The organism is Pectobacterium actinidiae (genome assembly GCF_000803315.1).
Classification (GTDB): domain Bacteria; phylum Pseudomonadota; class Gammaproteobacteria; order Enterobacterales; family Enterobacteriaceae; genus Pectobacterium; species Pectobacterium actinidiae.
In genome coordinates, this window is the sequence record NZ_JRMH01000002.1 from 496914 (window position 1) to 513465 (window position 16552).

15 protein-coding genes are annotated in these 16552 nt (G+C 52.3%); 3 read left to right on the forward strand and 12 right to left on the reverse strand.

Annotation, left to right across the window (positions count from 1 at the left end; genetic code table 11):
- Positions 1–64: 64 nt before the first annotated feature.
- A complete protein-coding gene (locus tag KKH3_RS19740; RefSeq protein WP_039363592.1) occupies positions 65–940 on the reverse strand; it encodes a transporter in 876 nt (291 codons plus the stop codon).
- Between the two features lie 57 nt (positions 941–997).
- Positions 998–1996, reverse strand: coding sequence for a carbon-nitrogen hydrolase family protein (locus KKH3_RS19745; RefSeq protein WP_200802240.1), 999 nt, complete (start codon positions 1994–1996; stop codon positions 998–1000).
- Positions 1997–2103: 107 nt separating this feature from the next.
- On the opposite strand from KKH3_RS19745, the gene KKH3_RS19750 reads away from it, so the two are divergent.
- Entirely contained in the window at positions 2104–3093 is a 990-nt protein-coding gene (locus tag KKH3_RS19750; RefSeq protein ID WP_234991543.1) for an AraC-like ligand-binding domain-containing protein, read from the forward strand.
- Positions 3094–3346: 253 nt separating this feature from the next.
- Positions 3347–3604 (forward strand): multiple stress resistance protein BhsA, encoded by a 258-nt coding sequence (bhsA, locus tag KKH3_RS19755; RefSeq protein ID WP_039363595.1) that lies wholly within the window; start codon positions 3347–3349, stop codon positions 3602–3604.
- A gap of 75 nt (positions 3605–3679) precedes the next feature.
- Here the strand turns inward: bhsA and KKH3_RS19760 are convergent, their stop codons facing one another.
- The 7 genes from KKH3_RS19760 to KKH3_RS19790 form a co-directional block, all read right to left on the reverse strand.
- Entirely contained in the window at positions 3680–5488 is a 1809-nt protein-coding gene (locus tag KKH3_RS19760) for an ABC transporter ATP-binding protein (RefSeq protein WP_039363598.1), read from the reverse strand.
- A 39-nt stretch (positions 5489–5527) separates the two neighbouring features.
- A complete protein-coding gene (locus tag KKH3_RS19765) occupies positions 5528–6436 on the reverse strand; it encodes an ABC transporter permease (RefSeq protein WP_039363600.1) in 909 nt (302 codons plus the stop codon).
- Positions 6433–7410 carry an ABC transporter permease gene (locus tag KKH3_RS19770; RefSeq protein ID WP_039363602.1) on the reverse strand — a complete coding sequence of 326 codons (978 nt, stop codon included), beginning with the start codon at positions 7408–7410 and terminating at the stop codon, positions 6433–6435. Before KKH3_RS19770 ends, KKH3_RS19765 begins: the two co-directional genes overlap by 4 nt.
- Complete coding sequence (locus KKH3_RS19775) at positions 7410–8399, reverse strand: nucleoside hydrolase (protein WP_039363604.1); 990 nt, start codon at positions 8397–8399, stop codon at positions 7410–7412. Before KKH3_RS19775 ends, KKH3_RS19770 begins: the two co-directional genes overlap by 1 nt.
- A 1-nt stretch (position 8400) precedes the next feature.
- Positions 8401–9354: a nucleoside hydrolase gene (locus KKH3_RS19780; protein WP_039363608.1), complete on the reverse strand. Its 954-nt coding sequence runs from the start codon at positions 9352–9354 to the stop codon at positions 8401–8403.
- A gap of 101 nt (positions 9355–9455) precedes the next feature.
- Positions 9456–10340 (reverse strand): dihydrodipicolinate synthase family protein, encoded by an 885-nt coding sequence (locus tag KKH3_RS19785; protein ID WP_039363611.1) that lies wholly within the window; start codon positions 10338–10340, stop codon positions 9456–9458.
- 71 nt (positions 10341–10411) lie between these two features.
- On the reverse strand, positions 10412–11962 hold the full coding sequence (locus KKH3_RS19790; RefSeq protein ID WP_039363615.1) for an ABC transporter substrate-binding protein: 1551 nt from the start codon (positions 11960–11962) through the stop codon (positions 10412–10414).
- A gap of 142 nt (positions 11963–12104) precedes the next feature.
- Here KKH3_RS19790 and KKH3_RS19795 point away from each other — a divergent pair, with 142 nt between their 5' ends.
- Entirely contained in the window at positions 12105–13001 is an 897-nt protein-coding gene (locus tag KKH3_RS19795; RefSeq protein WP_039363618.1) for a LysR substrate-binding domain-containing protein, read from the forward strand.
- A gap of 163 nt (positions 13002–13164) precedes the next feature.
- Here KKH3_RS19795 and tnpA read toward each other — a convergent pair whose 3' ends face one another.
- From tnpA to KKH3_RS19810, 3 genes are all read right to left on the reverse strand, one after another.
- A complete protein-coding gene (gene tnpA, locus KKH3_RS19800; protein WP_039281630.1) occupies positions 13165–13602 on the reverse strand; it encodes an IS200/IS605 family transposase in 438 nt (145 codons plus the stop codon).
- A 167-nt stretch (positions 13603–13769) separates the two neighbouring features.
- Positions 13770–14585 carry a sugar-phosphatase gene (yidA, locus tag KKH3_RS19805; RefSeq protein WP_039363621.1) on the reverse strand — a complete coding sequence of 272 codons (816 nt, stop codon included), beginning with the start codon at positions 14583–14585 and terminating at the stop codon, positions 13770–13772.
- Between the two features lie 513 nt (positions 14586–15098).
- A complete protein-coding gene (locus KKH3_RS19810; protein ID WP_039363624.1) occupies positions 15099–16541 on the reverse strand; it encodes a 6-phospho-beta-glucosidase in 1443 nt (480 codons plus the stop codon).
- Positions 16542–16552 lie beyond the last annotated feature (11 nt).

Consider the following 16552-nt stretch of genomic DNA (forward strand, 5'->3'; position numbering starts at 1 on the left):
CAGCATGATTCAATAATATGAGATACCCAGCGGCTGAATCGCTATGTATCTCATTGGGTTAATGTCAGAAAAGAAAGCCAAGCCTCAGACTGAGGTTGGTATCCTGTTTGAATCCCTGTTCGACGGAAAGATCCCGACCACCTGATAGCTGAAGCTGAACGCCAGGCGTAATGAAATGAGACGCAGAGAGACGGACATAAGTACTGTCGAGCCGGTCATCCTGACTCACGCCATTAATACGGCTCTCCGCTCCCGTTATCCATCCGCCGCCGACCCCAAACTGGGTGGCTGGTGTCAGGTTATAGCGAAGATACGCCTGATATTCATAGCGTGGACTTTGCTTGAGCGTGGTTTTATTTGCTCCGAATTCACCATTTGCCGTCGTCCAGGAGACATCCACTCCGGTATCAAAAGCCCAGGAATCGGAGAAATGATGGATCCACACCCCCTGCAATAAATAACGCCAGCGATTTTCGCCAATATTTATCGCTTGTTCATTATCGTAGGCTCCGGTTGGAGCATAAATAAACGGTGCCAGAGCAAGAATATCCGCGCCTGAGTTATTCACCCTGAACTTGAAAGGCACCCCCAGAACAATATCTCCCATACCGGAAGCGTTTCCGAGTGAACTCGCATCCCCCATCGCATCCGCCTTGGCAAACGGAATAATCATTTGCGGCTCGATACTGATATCTTCCGTTGGGCGAAATCCATGAATAAAGCGCAGCAGCGTGGCTTCTGTCCGTAATCGATAATCGCCAGCGACTTTTTTATCCTGCGAGAAAAACGCATCGCTGTGAGCATACTGAAAATAAGCCAACGCCAGGTTTTTATCTGCCGGCAACATTTCATAGTCCCCGGGTGAGAACTCAAGCGCGTGGGCCGGCACGCAGAGAGACGCGGCGAAAAGAAATCCGGTACTACCATATATTTTTTTCATGAAGATTCCCCGTTGTTCTGCCGCAAAAGCCCCGTTTCTGGATGGCAGATTCCATGTCTATTCTTCCTCTTCGGTAAGCGGTTCACTGAGTGTCTCTGGGAATGACTCCTTTTTCACTACAGGCGTATTAGCCGAAGGATTGAAAAGAAGCCGAGTGACGTCTGGACGTGAATAGTGGCCTACCGGATCGGCGGCTAATTTGGCAAAGGTAATGGCAGCAGGATCCAGTTCAGCAATGAGCAACCCCTCTTCATCCTCACCGAGCGGAGCGACGAGATCTCGTCCATCTGGACCATAAATGCGGGCGTGTCCGCCTCCAGCGCTAAGTAGTGCTTTGCGCTCCTCGTCCGGGCAAAGGAACGCCACCATCTCGGCAGAGACCACCGCGCAAGGCGCAATCACGAAACACTGCCCTTCTGCGGCATACAGGCGCGAAGCAGCGGTATTGACCTCTGGACCCAATGCTGCCGTTGCGCTGGTGTAGAGGCTAAAGCTTGGCCAGGCGGCGATGTGGATCTCTTCATGCTGCGAATACATGGCATAACGAGAAAGCGGCTGAAGGTGTTCCCAGCAGCACAGCGCCCCGATGTTGCCCAGCGGAGTCTCCCAGGTTGTCAGCGACGAACCATCACTTTCTCCGAATAGCGTACGCTCCACGTGTGTGGCTTTGAGTTTCCGACGGGTACCAATGGTTTCCCCGTCACTGCCGATAATCCACTGTGAAATATAGAGGCTGCCATGGTCACGCTCACTAAAACCCAGCGCCACAACGATATTATTTTGCTTCGCTGCATCCGCAATACGTCGGGCTTGGATACTGTCCAAGACCAAAGAGTGCTGATGGTACGCATAAACCAGAGGCATATTCGCGGCGGGTGAATTTAACCACAGAAACCACGGGTAGCCGGGTATCCAGGTTTCTGGAAAAGCAATCAGGTCTGCGCCTTTCTGTGCGGCCTCACCAATCAGCTTAATGGTTTTATCTACTGTGCCGTCGAGATCCATAAAGACCGGTGCTGCCTGTACGCAGGCCACGGTAATAGGTTTATTCATCATGTTTCTGTCTCCTGGTGAAATAACACTGCGGGTAACAGATATACCGTCTCCGGCACGGGCGACGTTATGACAAGAAGGAAGGGATGCTTGTCTGGGAAGGAACTGGTTTGAAATTTGCATCGAACGACTTAATCAGTCCTGAGGATGCTGACATGGATACTTATAACACCGCTGATATTTCGTATGCCGAACGTGGAGATTACTGGCGTCATGCCATCAGCCGCACATTCGTTCCGCTGGAAAGTACGTTTTCCGGCAGTGAACGGCGTGGATTGATCAGATCTGGGCTATGGGGAGACTTGAGGCTATCAGAAGTCAGTTGCAGTGCTCAGGACGTCATCAGATGCCGCAAAGGGGCTAGTAACCATGCTGACAATCTGGTGTTGTTGAGCTTTATCAGCCACGGAAAAACATCCGTACTTCAGGCGGGGAATCATGCTTGTCTCGGGCAAGGGGAGTTCGGACTTTACGACACTCGCTTCCCTTACGAATTGCACCTTCATAGTGAAACGCGGCAACATGTGGTGCAAATCCCCACTGAGCATTTGGGGCTAAGGCTGGGAAAAACAGAGCATCTTGTTGCACATGCGTTTGGTAAGCAGCATGCATTGATGCCTTTTCTTCAGATGCTATTGAACAATCTGATGACGCAGCCAGAGGATATGACATGCCAGCATGCTTCCGTCTTATACGGTCAGTTCCTTGAACTCCTGGCCGTCATTATCTCCGACGAATCCGGCGCCAAAAGATCTGGCAGGACACATCAGGGTTTACTGTTCCAGATTAAAATCATGATCGACCAGCACCTTTCGGATACCACGCTATCAGCGGCCACTATTGCTGAATCATTTGGTATCTCAGCGCGCTATCTGAACATGCTGTTACACCATGATGGCACGTCTTTTGGAAGATATGTGCTTGACCAACGACTGGAGAAATCGGCGGAAGCGCTGCGGTCACCGCTTCATTCAGCGGCTCCCATCGGCCAGATAGCCTGGCATTCTGGATTCACCGACATGCCGTATTTTTCCCGCGCATTCAAAAAGAAATTCGGTTGCTCACCAACGGAATATCGACACCAATCTGGTGATGCTTAACCGGCAGTGCAGCGGCTGAGTGCTGGCCCAGGCCAGCGTTGAATATAGGCCTGCTCGTCAGGAAAATGACCACCTGCTACGGCCAGATTGTTGATGTGCTCAACACCCTAACGGCGCACCAATTTACCATCAAAAATATTGACAGATATTCTCAAAACACTCCGTTTTCCCTTCTCGAAGCATCGGCGTAATATCCTCTTCATCGAAAGGAAATGACCTTTCACTCCAAACAACATTGAATAGGATACATCACATGAAAAACGTAAAATTCTTCGCCGCTGCTGTCGTACTTTCTACCCTGTCTTTTGGTGCTTTCGCCGCGGACCTGGTGTCTTCACAACAGGCTCAAGGGCTGGAAAAAGTGGGTGTCGTCAGCGCAACCGCTCGTAACCTGGATTCACTGCAAGCGCAGTTGGCTCAGAAAGCAGAAAAAGCCGGTGCCAGCGCCTTCACTATCACCTCTGCTACCGGTGATAACCAACTGCGCGGCAGCGCCGTTATCTACAAATAATGGCTGCTGATAGACAATCAAAAAATTAAACGGACTTTCCTCACTCAAGAGGAAAGTCCGTTTTTATATTCCGTGTTACGCTGACTGCTCTAAGACAAAATGCCCTTCGCCAACCTGCTTATAGCGACGTGCAGGAGGATGGAAATCAGGTGCGCGCATCGGGCTGCGCAATTCATCATTGGTGATATTACGCACCGGACGGGTGTCTGGGTCAGGCACGGGCACGGCTGAAATCAGACGTCGGGTGTAATCATGCTGCGGATTGTCGAAGATCGCCGAACGTGGCCCTATCTCCACGATTTCGCCGAGATACATCACCGCTACGCGGTGGCTGATGCGCTCGACCACCGCCATATCGTGCGAGATAAACAGGAATGACAGCCCCAGCTTCTGCTGGAGATCCAGCATCAGGTTGATCACCTGCGCCTTGACGGACACATCCAGCGCCGACACCGATTCATCGGCAATAATCACTTTCGGCTCCAGCGCCAGCGCACGCGCAATACACACGCGCTGACGTTGCCCGCCGGAGAACTGATGCGGGAAACGCGAGGCCATATCGCCGGATAACCCCACCTGTTCCAGCAACGCGCTCACTCTTGCATTCACATTCTGTCGGGTCGCCAGACCGTGCAGCAGCATCGGTTCGGCGATAGCTTCCCCTATCCGCATGCGCGGATTCAGGCTTTCATACGGATCCTGAAACACCATCTGAATCTGCCGCCGCGAATCCGTCAGCTCACGCTTATCCGCCGTGAGGATATTTTTCCCCAGCAGTTGAATGTCGCCGCTGACGGCGTCGTTGAGGCGGATAATCGACCGACCGGTAGTGGATTTCCCACAGCCCGACTCCCCAACCAGCGCGAGCGTTTCTCCCGGCCAGAGATCGAACGAAACATTCTCCACCGCGTGAACTCGCCCGGACAACCGACGGAAAAACCCTGATCGGATATCAAATCGGGTGACCAGATTTTTGACCGTCAGCACGGGTTCTTCACCCGACACGGTATTCACCGCCTCCGGCACAGGTTGGCGCTCGCCCGTCTTGAGATCGATCAGCGGGAAGCGCTGCGGCCATGCGCTGCCGGACATCGAGCCGAGCTTGGGCACGGCGGACAGCAGCATGCGGGTATAGGGCTGTTGCGGATGGTGGAAGATTTCCCGCGTGACGGCGTTTTCCACCATTTCGCCCTGATACATCACCAGCGTGCGATCGGAGACTTCCGCCACCACGCCCATGTCGTGGGTGATAAACAGCACCGACATCCCTTCTTCTTCCTGAAGGGTTTTTATCAGCGTCAGAATTTGCGCCTGAATGGTGACGTCCAGCGCCGTCGTCGGTTCGTCGGCAATCAACAGTTTCGGGTGGCAGGCCAGCGCAATCGCGATCACCACGCGCTGGCGCATCCCGCCGGAGAAACTTTGCGGGTACTCATTCAACCGTGATTTCGCCGCCGGAATGCGGACTTTTTCCAGCAGGCGCACCGCTTCAGCACGCGCTTCAGCTTTCCCCATGCCGCGATGGCGACGCAGTACTTCCGTAATCTGGTAGCCAATCGGCAAAACCGGATTCAGGCTGGTCATCGGCTCCTGAAAAATCATGCCAATGCGGTTGCCACGCACATCCTGCATCGCTTTATTGGGGAGCGACAGCAGTTCGGTATCGCCGAACTGAATTTGCCCCTCAATCCGGCTTTGACCGGGTGGCAGCAAGCGCATAATGGATTTCGCCATCACACTTTTTCCTGAACCGGATTCCCCCACTACGGCGACCGTCTCTTTCTCACCAATCGTGAAGGACAAATCCCGCACCACGTTCATCCACTCGCCGTTCACCTGAAAGGCGGTGGTCAGATGCGAAACGGACATAATCGGCGCTGTCATGTGTTCGTTACCCCTTATTCCTATGGGCGTTCCCACAGATTAATTCCGTGGATTGAGGATGTCGCGTAGCGCATCCCCCACCAGATTGATCGCTACAATCAGCAGCAACAGCGTCAGCCCCGGAAAGAAGCTGATCCAGTAGTCGCCCGACATCAGGTACTCAAAACCGTTAGCGATCAGCAGCCCCAGCGACGGTTCCGTTACAGGCAGGCCGATCCCCAGAAACGAGAGCGTCGCCTCCAACATGATGGCGTAGGCAATACGCATCGTCGCCACGACGATCAGCGGTGCCAGACAGTTCGGTAAAATATGGCGAAACAGAATACGGCGGTTGGATAGCGCCATGCTGCGCGCCGCATCCACGTAGCTACGGCGACGTTCCACCAGCGCTGAACCGCGAATCGTGCGCGCGTAGTAAGCCCACTGCGTCACCACCAACGCCATAATGATCTTATCGACCCCTTGCCCCAACACCGCCAGCAGGATCAACGCAATCAGGATCGGCGGGAAGCTAAGCTGGATATCGACGATACGCATGATCGTGGCATCCGTTTTTCCACCGACGTAGGCGCTAATCAGCCCCAGCGAGGCACCAATCAGCAGCGCAAACACCGCGCTGGAGAAGCCCACCATCAGGCTGATGCGGGTACCGTATAAAATCGCGCTAAACAGATCGCGCCCCTGATCGTCCGTCCCCAGCCAATAGGTCATGCCCGCCATGCTCTGCGCCCCCGGAGCGAGTCGGCCATCCATGATGTCGAGCTGCATCAGATCGTAGGGATTCTGCGGTGACAAAAGAGGAGCAAGCAACGCCAGCAGCACAAAAATCGCCAGCATGATCATCCCGCACAACGCCAGCCGATCGTTGAACAGCGCCATCATAACGCGCATCACCGGATGGGCGGTTTTTTGCACGGCAGTGGGCTGGTGTATCGTATTCCCTGTCATCCCTTGTCCCCTCCCAACCGCACGCGCGGATCGACCAGCACATACAGCAAATCGACCAGCAGGTTAATCACGCTGAACATCACGACGGTAATCATCAGATAAGCCAGGATAACCGGACGGTCGAGCACAGCGATCGAATCGATAATCAGCTTGCCCATGCCCGGCCAGGCATAAATGGTTTCCGTGACCACGGCGAACGCGATCAGCGACCCTAGCTCCAGCCCCAGCACGGTAATCAGTGGAATCAGCGTGTTGCGCAGCACATGAACCAGTACGATACGGGTTTCTGACAGCCCTTTCGCGCGGGCAAACTGCACATAATCCTGTTGCAGACACTCCATCACGCCCGCACGCATTAGGCGGATAACCAGCGAGATTTTAAACAGCGCAAGGTTAAACGCGGGTAAAAGCAGGTGTTCGAGACCATCGCGGGTCAGAAAACTGAATGGAATACCGAAGAGATCGTGAGTATCGCCCCGGCCAGAGGACGGCAGCCAGCCGAGCTTCACGCTGAACAGCATGATCATCACCAGCCCGATCCAGAACGTGGGCAGGCTAAAGCCGAGGATGGAAAAGGTCATGATGGATTTGGATACCGCGCTGTCTGGCTTCAGGCCAGCATAAATCCCCAGCGGAATACCGATAACCAGCGCCATCACGAACGCCACCATCGCCAGTTCGAGCGTGGCGGGCATGCGCTGAAAAATGAGCGTCAGCGCGGGTTGGTTAAAGATAAAAGAGTTGCCCATGTCGCCCTGCAAGGCGTTCCAGACAAATAGCCCATACTGTTCCCAGACGGGCTTATCCAGGCCAAAGGACTGAATCACCGCCAGCCGCTCTGCTGGCGTGGCGGTCGCACTCAACAACATATCGACCGGATTACCGACCATGTACACACCCACAAACACCAGCACCGACATAACAGCCAGCGTCAGCAGCGTTTGTCCGATTCGGCTCAGCAGGTAGGCTATCATTAACGCCCCCCGGAACCGTTTGGTTCTTCAGAACCATTGAGGTCTTCTGAAGAATAGTGGCGCAGGCGCTCGGCAATCAGCTCAAGAAAGCCTTGTTCGTCGATGTCCCGCATGACCAGCGCATTCTCTGGCTCACCCAGTTTGTGATAAAAATCGGCGAATGCGTAACCCGCGGTCTTACCAGAAACCTCTACCCCGACGCGAGCACGTTTTGATTTGAACAACGCTGGCTGCAACAGCCACGCAATGACGGTTGCATCATGAATCGGTCCACCTTCACGGCCAAAGCGTTCCACCTCGCTACGGTCAAACATACGCAGCAGCGCTGCCATCGCCTTACCCGGCGCACCGCCGCTGCGTGCGATATCATCAATCTGTTCTGTCTGAATCAAAGCCTGGAAGGTCATATCCAGCGGCATGATGACAATGGGAACGCCGGAAGAAAAAACGATTTCCGCGGCATGTGGATCGGCATAGACGTTAAAATCTGCCCACGGTACGCGATTCCCCATCGCGGTAAAGGCACAGCTCATGGAGACAATCTGTTTAATACCGCGAGCGACATCAGGATGAAAGCATAGCGCCAACGCCAGATTGGTCATCGGACCGAGTGAACAAATGGTGATCGGGTTATTGTCCGCCGCCGCCTGACGCGTCATCCGCACCAGAAAATCGACGGCGTGTTCCTCTTCCGGCGACAGCGTGCCTTCTGGCACCCATTCAGAGGAAAACTTACCTATCTGCGCGTATTTACCGAAAACCTGATCGCGGATGAGCGGGCGTGAAGCACCAGCAAAAATCGGCACGTCGGTTCTGCCCGTCACACCCACCACGTTGCACGCATTCGGCAGCGTGGCGGCAAGCGGTACATTACCGGCCACAACAGTGATCCCGAGTACGTCCAGTTCAGGCGAAGCCAATGCCAGCCAGATGGCTATGGCATCGTCAACGCCGGGATCGGTATCAATAATAATGCGTTCTCGAACCATGTCAGACATCCTCTCTGTAGCGGCTCAATAGGTCAGCAAACAGTTCGACAACCTGTTTGGCATCCACCCCCGTCACCACATCCACATTCGGCTCACGTTCGGTTTTTCCGTACCAGTCGGCAACGGTCTGCCCCATGCACAGTTCGCTTTCTTGCTCGATATAAACACTGGCTTTTTCCGTTGTGAAACAGTGCGGAGCCAGAACCCAGGCGATGACCAACGGATCGTGTAGCGGGCCGCCGCGTGAGCCATAGCGACGGATGTCATTGCGATCCCAAAACGCCATCATTTCACCTAACGGCGCAGAAATGCGTCCAGATAATGCAATAAAACGTGCCACTAATTCTGGCGTCAAAATCACCTGATGCGTCACATCCAGCGGGAGAGCAACGAGGGCAATCGATGAATCAAACACCACCTTGGCGGCCTGCGGATCGGCAATCATATTGAATTCAGATGTCAGGCTGCGGTTGCCCGCTTCGCGGTATGCGCCCCCCATCATCACAATGCGCGCAATCCCGTCAGCAATCTCAGGCGCCATACGCAGCGCCGTTGCCACGTTGGTTAACGGCCCTAACGTACACAGCGTGATCGGCGTGCCGTCAGCGCTCGCCTGCCGACACTGTTCGATAATAAAATTCACCGCATGCTGTGCTTCGGCCTGTTTTTGCGGCGCAGGCAACACCGTCTGACCCAACCCACTTTCGCCGTGAAACTGACCATGAATAGGGTCACGCAGCAGCGGCCGATGACAACCGGCGAAGACAGGGATATCCGTTCGCTGACCTAGTTCAACAATTTGCAACGCATTACGTACCGTCTTTTCCAACGGCTGGTTACCGCACACGGTACAAATACCGCGAATATCCAACTCTGGTGCCACAAATGCACTTAATAACGCAATCGCGTCATCTATCCCCGGATCACAATCAATAATAATAGGTAACGCGCTCATCCTTCGATGATTCCTTTTCTCTTTTTAATAGGTACTGCAAAACATCAAGGTGCAGAAAACCCCACACCTTTACAGCGTGAAAAATAATACATGTGTGTTTATCAGAGGGAATCGACAGACGCCAAAACGTCAGCGATCTCCTTACGCGCCTTTTCATCCAACGGTTGCTGAGGTGGCAACGGGTCGCCTACCGCAAACCCCTGCAATTGCAGCGCCGTTTTAATACAGCCAGCAATAGAATAACGGGCAAAGATTTCATTGATGCGCCACAGCGGGCGCTGAAGTTCCATGGCTCTGTGCCAGTCACCCGCACGGGCGGCTTCGTACAAAGCAATACTCTGTTTGGGAACGATACACGCCGGGCCAGCCATCCAGCCCACGCCGCCAATCAGCATGACGCAGGCGGGAATATGCGCAGACGCAGAGAAAACCTCCATCCGGCCACGGGTACGTTCGATAATGGAAAGTAAGCGCCCGGTATTGGTTGAGGCGTCTTTGATATAGTTAATATTACTGACATGACTGAGGCGTTCGATGACGGGCAGACTCAAATCGGAACGCTGGAACTGAGGGTTGGTGTAGAGCACCACAGGTTTGCCCTGTGCGGCTTCGGCAATGGCGCGGAAATACTGTTCGACGCCCTCGTCTTTCAGCGGGAAATACGCTTCCAGCACCGCAAGAATGCCATCCGCACCCAGCTCGACGTAGCGTTTCGTTTGCTCAACAGCATCCTGAATCGTTGTCGACGCGACACCCGCGATAACCGGTACACGGCCCGCCGTCGTGTCGATCACCGTTTTGACAACATCCAGACGCTGAGCCGCAGAGAGGTAGGCAAACTCGCCGGTGCTGCCTAACGGCACGACGCCATGTACACCGCATTGAATCAGATGTTCAGTGAGCTGTGCCAGAACAGGCTTATCAACCTGGCCATCAGGCCTGACGGGTGACACCAGATAGGGAAAAACACCGCTAAATGTATTCACTCCGTTCTCCTTGTTACGGATAGATAAGGGGTGAATACTCACCCCTTAATTGAATCATAAATGACAGGTGACTATTTCGCGGAACGGACGAAGTATGGCAGCGTGTAGGCATCGGAACGACCCACATAGGTATACTGCTTTTTCATCGCCCAGGTATTGGACAGGAACATCACCGGAATCACCCCCAGTTCGTTCATGCCAATGTTCATCGCCTCAGCCAGCAGTGCATCACGTTTGGGTTCATCCAGCGTGACACGCGCTTCGTTCAGCGTTTTATCAAAGACAGTATTGGAATAGCGACCACGATTCCCCTGTCCTGCATTGGGGCCAAAGGTTTCTAGCAATGGCCCCAATACTCCAGAAGCTTCCCCGGTTTCAATCGCGGCCCCGCCCATAATCAAACTGAATTCGAGACGGGACGCACGTGAGAAGTACACACTGCCGGGCATCGTAACAACCTCGGTTTTGATACCGGCACGTGTGAACATTTGGCCAATGGCCTGAGCAATTTTAGAATCATTAGGATAACGATCGTTCGACGCGTGGAAGGTCAGCGTGAAGCCGTCGGGGTAACCCGCCGCCGCCAGCTCCTGTTTGGCTTTCTCCGGATTATAAACCGGCGCAGGAATGGAAGCGGAATACCCAGGATACCCCTTCGGTACAAGCTGAGAGGCAACAACAGCCTGCCCCTCCATCACACGGTCGACGATTGCCTGACGATTAATAGCTAAAGACATCGCCTGGCGTACTTCTTTTTTTAGTAATGGGTTTTTACCATCAGGACCTTTGGCGAACGGTGATTCCTCTCGCTGCTGGTCCATGTGAAGGTAAATAACACGATTCCCTGGTGTTGAAATCGTTTTTAACTGCTGATTTTTTTTAATATTACTGCTGTCGGCTGTTGGAACGTTTTCAATCATGTCCACATCACCGGATAATACGGCTGCTACTCGTGCACTACTGTTTTTAAATACACGGACAGTTACGTTGTCCCACTCTGCTTTTCCTCCCCAGTAATCATCATTACGACTAAGGACTACCCGGTCGTCCGGCACCCAGGAAACAAATTTGAATGGCCCTGTACCAATCACATCTTTTCCTGAATTCAACGTTTCCGTCGGGACGTTTTCAAGTCGGGCCGGTAAAATGGAAATCCGACTTAAATTATTCAGCAGCAGCGGCGAAGCCTCTTTTGTCTTAATCCGCACCGTTAGTGGATTAACTTCTATTACTTCAGCAATGTCGCTGACGTAAGGTGCGTAAGAGCTAGGGCTGTTTTTCGATGCCAGCGCAATACGTTTAATGCTGGCAATCACATCTTTAGCCGTAAAATCACTGCCGTCGTGAAACTTAACGCCAGGACGCAATACAAACTCCCACGTCTTGTCGTCAATCACTTTCCAACTGGTTGCCAGGGCAGGTGCAATCTGCTGTTTTTCATCCTGTACAACCAAACCGTCAAAAATATTGCGCGCCATTGCGCTATTCGCCCCACTCACATAAAACTGCGGATCCATTGAAGTGGTGGAGGAAGCCAAACCGATATTCAAGTCGGCGCTATAAACCAAAGGTGAAGATGAAAATAAAACGGTAAACAATAACGCCAGAGTCGATTTCTTCATTCACTAATCCTCTATTCCATGATTGAGTACTGATGAAGTGTATTAAATCTTATGATTGTGAGTCTATGCGCTAGATTGGATAATGAAAAATTGCATTTTGTGTTAAATTGATAACCAAATGTTATGTTTTAAGGTGACGAACATGCGTATCAATCCCCGCCAGGTTGAAGCCTTTCATAAAGTCATCCTCACCGGAGGCATCACCGCTGCCGCCAACATGATGTACATCACCCAGCCAGCCGTCAGCCGACTGATTAAGGACTTTGAAGACGCACTGAATCTTAAGTTGTTCGATAGAGACGGGCGCGGCCTGATTCCCCGCGCAGAGGCGATGAAGCTGTATCGGGAAGTTGAGCGTCTTTATCTGGGGTTGGATCACATCGGGATGATTGCGGATGAAATTCGCCACGCCAAGGGCAGCGTGCTGCGCATCGCCGCCGTGCAGGCACTTTCGTTTCTTTGTTCAGATCAGGTTCTCCCAACCTTACTCAAGAAATACCCCGATCTTTCCCTGTTTCTAGACATCGAAAGCAGCAGCCATATTACGAAGGCCATTTCTGAAAACCACTACGACGTCGGCTTTATTTTTGGCCAGCCGGGCATCAAAGGGCTCGAAGCCGAACCGCTGGCTGACGCCAGTGCTGTCGCGGTGTTAGCGGTGGGTCACCCCCTTGCCACGGCGGATGAAGTTACGCTTGCCGATCTGGCTGGAACGCGCGCTATTTTGCCGGGAAGAACCACGCCACTGCGGGCGCAGCTCGATATCGCCACCAGAAAAGAGCAAATCTATCTGCATAACCCCATCGAAACCTCGATGGCTAACTGCTGCGTACTGGCTTCAAGAAACGTCGGCATCGGCGTGGTCGATTTTATTACTGCCCTGAACAGCCCTTCTCCGGTTATCGTTAAGCCTTTTAATCCCAATATAAAAATGGCGTATTGCGCGGTTTATCCTCCCCAAATTCCCCGCAGCCAGGTGGTTAATCACATCACTCAGGTTATGAAAGAAAAAATAACTGATAGTCTGGCGTTGAAATAATTTTTAGCCAAAGTCGTTATTTTTATTAATGTATTTATTGAATAATGACGATTGGGGAATTGATTTATTTAAAATAAATAGCACGGTTATTATTTTAAGTAAAAATCCACCTCTTGAAGAGGTGGCTTTAAGTGGGGCCCCCTAGAAGGGGGCCTTGTCCGTTTTAATCCTGCAATAACTCCATTTGCTGTTCGTATTCTTGGTCTTTCTTATCCTGATGCCTCACGTAACGTCTGATAATTTCTTCGTTCACTCCCACCGTGTCCGCAAAGTATCCTCTAGCCCAAAAGTGATTGCCCCACAGTTTCTTTCTTATATGCGGGAATTTATTGTAGAGACGAATTGCCGTGCGCCCTTTCAGGACGCCCATTAGCGTTGAAATTGAGAGTTTCGGTGGAACCATCACGACAAGATGAACATGGTCTGGTTGAACATTTAGTTCCAATATCTCGCAATCTTTCATATTGCAAAGTATGTAAATCGAACGGTAAAGCTCTTTCCCTACTGTGCCCGTTAAAATCTTGTAGCGATATTTTGGGGTCCAAACCAAGTGGTATTTGCAACGCCAAAACACATGTGCTGAACTTCTATAACTGCTCATGTCAGTGATTTCCTTCTTACTTGTGGTGAGTAAGCTGGAATTTTCTGGCATGGGCTTCCTTCAGGCTATAGCCTCACAGGGACAATCACCACCTCCCGAGGAGGTGGTTTAAGGCTGACAATAAAAATAGCCATCGTTGATGGCTATTCCGATTTATATTTCTCTAATCAGGCATTCAGCACAAATTTCTCAATCGCGTAGGCGACGCCGTCTTCCATGTTGGTTTTGGTGACGAACTGGCTGGCTTCTTTCACTTCGTCGATGGCATTGCCCATCGCGACGCCGATACCCGCATAGCGAATCATCGCCAGATCGTTCTGCTGATCGCCCAGCGTCATGACGCTTTCGCGTGGAATGCCGAGGTGCTCCGCCAACATCTTCACGCCTTCACCTTTGTTAACGCGCTTATCCAGAATTTCCAGATAGTATTCAGCGCTTTTCATGATGGTATAGCGTTCAAAGGCTTCCGGTGGCAACTGGCTGATGGCGCGATCCAATATCTCGGGTTCATCAATCATCATCACTTTCGGGAACGTCAGGCTACGATCCATTTCCTCAACCGCGCGATACTTCAACGGCATCCCGGTCAGGTGGGATTCATGAATGGTGTAGGGGCTGATGTCTTTATTGGCGGTATAGACAAAATTGAAGTCCAGCGCGTGGAAATGGACACCCAATTTGCAGGCCATTGCTTCGAAATAGAGATAGTCGTCGAAGCTCAGCGCCGTTTGCGCCACACAGTCACCGTTGACAGTACGCTGCACCAACGCACCGTTATTGGTGATGCAGTAACAGCCTTCCTGCTGCAAATCCAGCTCCATCAGGTAGCGCTCGACACCAATGTAAGGGCGACCGGTAGCCAGCACAACCTGCACACCTTTCTCTCTGGCGGCGGCAATCGCGGCTTTTACCGCAGGTGAAATTTGATTTTGGGGCGTCAGCAGCGTCCCGTCCATATCAATAGCGATCAGTTTTACAGACATAGTTTTTCCAGCATCAAGTTATCTGTTTTCATGCTAACGCGATTCAGCGATGAAGTCGTTAGTGAAATACGGCAGGGTGACAGGCGTATGACAGTACAAAACGCCCCCTCTTCCAGAAGGCTACCTCTGCAAACGCGGAGCTATTTCGTGCGCCACAATGCCATCCTTCTCATGCCACTTTATAGCACGCGCCCGACATAGGGGGCTCAAGCGCCAGCCCCCTATGAACCCGGCTACCCGCTAAATTATGTCGCTACGCGATACCTTCGTCGGCATCAGGCTTAACGGACCGCTTGCGACACGCTCCAGACGTGGCGCAAGCTTGAGCCGCGTCCATGCGGCTCATCCTAAGCCTGCTATCTCCTCAGCATAATTTCTTACGCTGGGGATGACAGCAACCCCGCTTGCACACTACATGATTTGTGTCTAAGCGCTCATCTTGGGGAAGAGATTAACACGGACAAGAAAAAGCCGTGCGGTTAAGCACGGCTCTATGGTCTACGTTCGACACCGTTATAGCTCGGCGCCGTTGCTGGCGATCACTTTCTTGTACCAATCAAAGCTCTTTTTCTTCGAGCGCTTGAAGGTGCCAGTGCCATCATCGTGTTTATCCACGTAGATAAAACCATAGCGCTTGTTGTACTGACCAGTCGTAAACGACACACAGTCGATGCAGCCCCACGGGGTATAGCCCATCAGTTCCACGCCGTCTTCCACGACAGCTTTCTTCATCTGATCGATATGCGCTTTGAGGTATTCGATGCGGTAATCGTCGTTAATGCTGCCATCAGCTTCCGCCTTGTCTACCGCGCCAAAGCCGTTTTCAACGATGAACATTGGTTTCTGATAACGCTCGTAGAAGCTGTTCAGCGTATAACGCAGTCCAACCGGGTCGATCTGCCAGCCCCATTCCGATGCCTTCACATGCGGGTTCTTCACGCCGCCGTCAAAGCCCGTAATCGCATCTTCCTTTTTCTGGCCTTTCGCCGCCAGTTGCACCGCACTGCTCATGTAGTAGCTGAAGCCCAGATAATCCGTGCAGCCTTCGCGCAGCGTCTGTTCATCTTCCGGCTGCATAGCAATCTGATAGCCTTTGCGCGCCCACTCTTTCAGGATGTAGGACGGATAGTAACCACGCAGTTGCACATCACCGAACAGGTGGCGTTCGCGCATCGCTTCCTGGGCAAACATCACGTCATCTGGATGGCATGACCACGGATAGATCGGCACCAGCGCCAGCATGCAGCCAATTTTGAAGTTCGGGTTAATGTCATGACCCAGCTTCACCACTTTCGCACTGGCGACAAACTGGTGGTGCAGCGTTTGGTACATCGCCTGCTCTGGCTTATCGTGATCGGTAAAAATCACGCCGGAACAGCAGTAGCCAAACAGCGGATACTGCCAGTTACGCTGGTTGTTGATCTCATTGAAGGTCATCCAGTATTTCACTTTGGACTGATAACGCTTCATGACCACTTCGCTGTAGCGAACAAAAAAATCCACCACTTTACGGTTCAACCAGCCGCCGTACTGCTTAACCAGATGATGTGGCATCTCGAAGTGAGACAGCGTAATCACGGGTTCAATGTTGTATTTCAGTAGCTCATCGAACAGGTCGTCATAGAATTGCAGACCGGCTTCATTCGGCTCCAGCTCATCCCCATTAGGGAAAATACGCGTCCAGGCAATCGAGGTGCGAAAGCATTTGAAGCCCATTTCAGCGAACAGGGCGATATCCTGTTTATAGTGGGAATAGAATTCCACCGCCTGATGGTTTGGATAACTGACACCAGGTTGTACGCCATCGGTAATCACACGGTCAACGCCGTGGGCACCGCCGGACAGGACATCACAAATGCTAATGCCTTTGCCGCCTTGATCCCAACCACCTTCAACTTGATGCGCCGCTACCGCGCCGCCCCACAGAAAGTCTTTCGGTAATTGTTGAACAGACATTTTATTTCCTT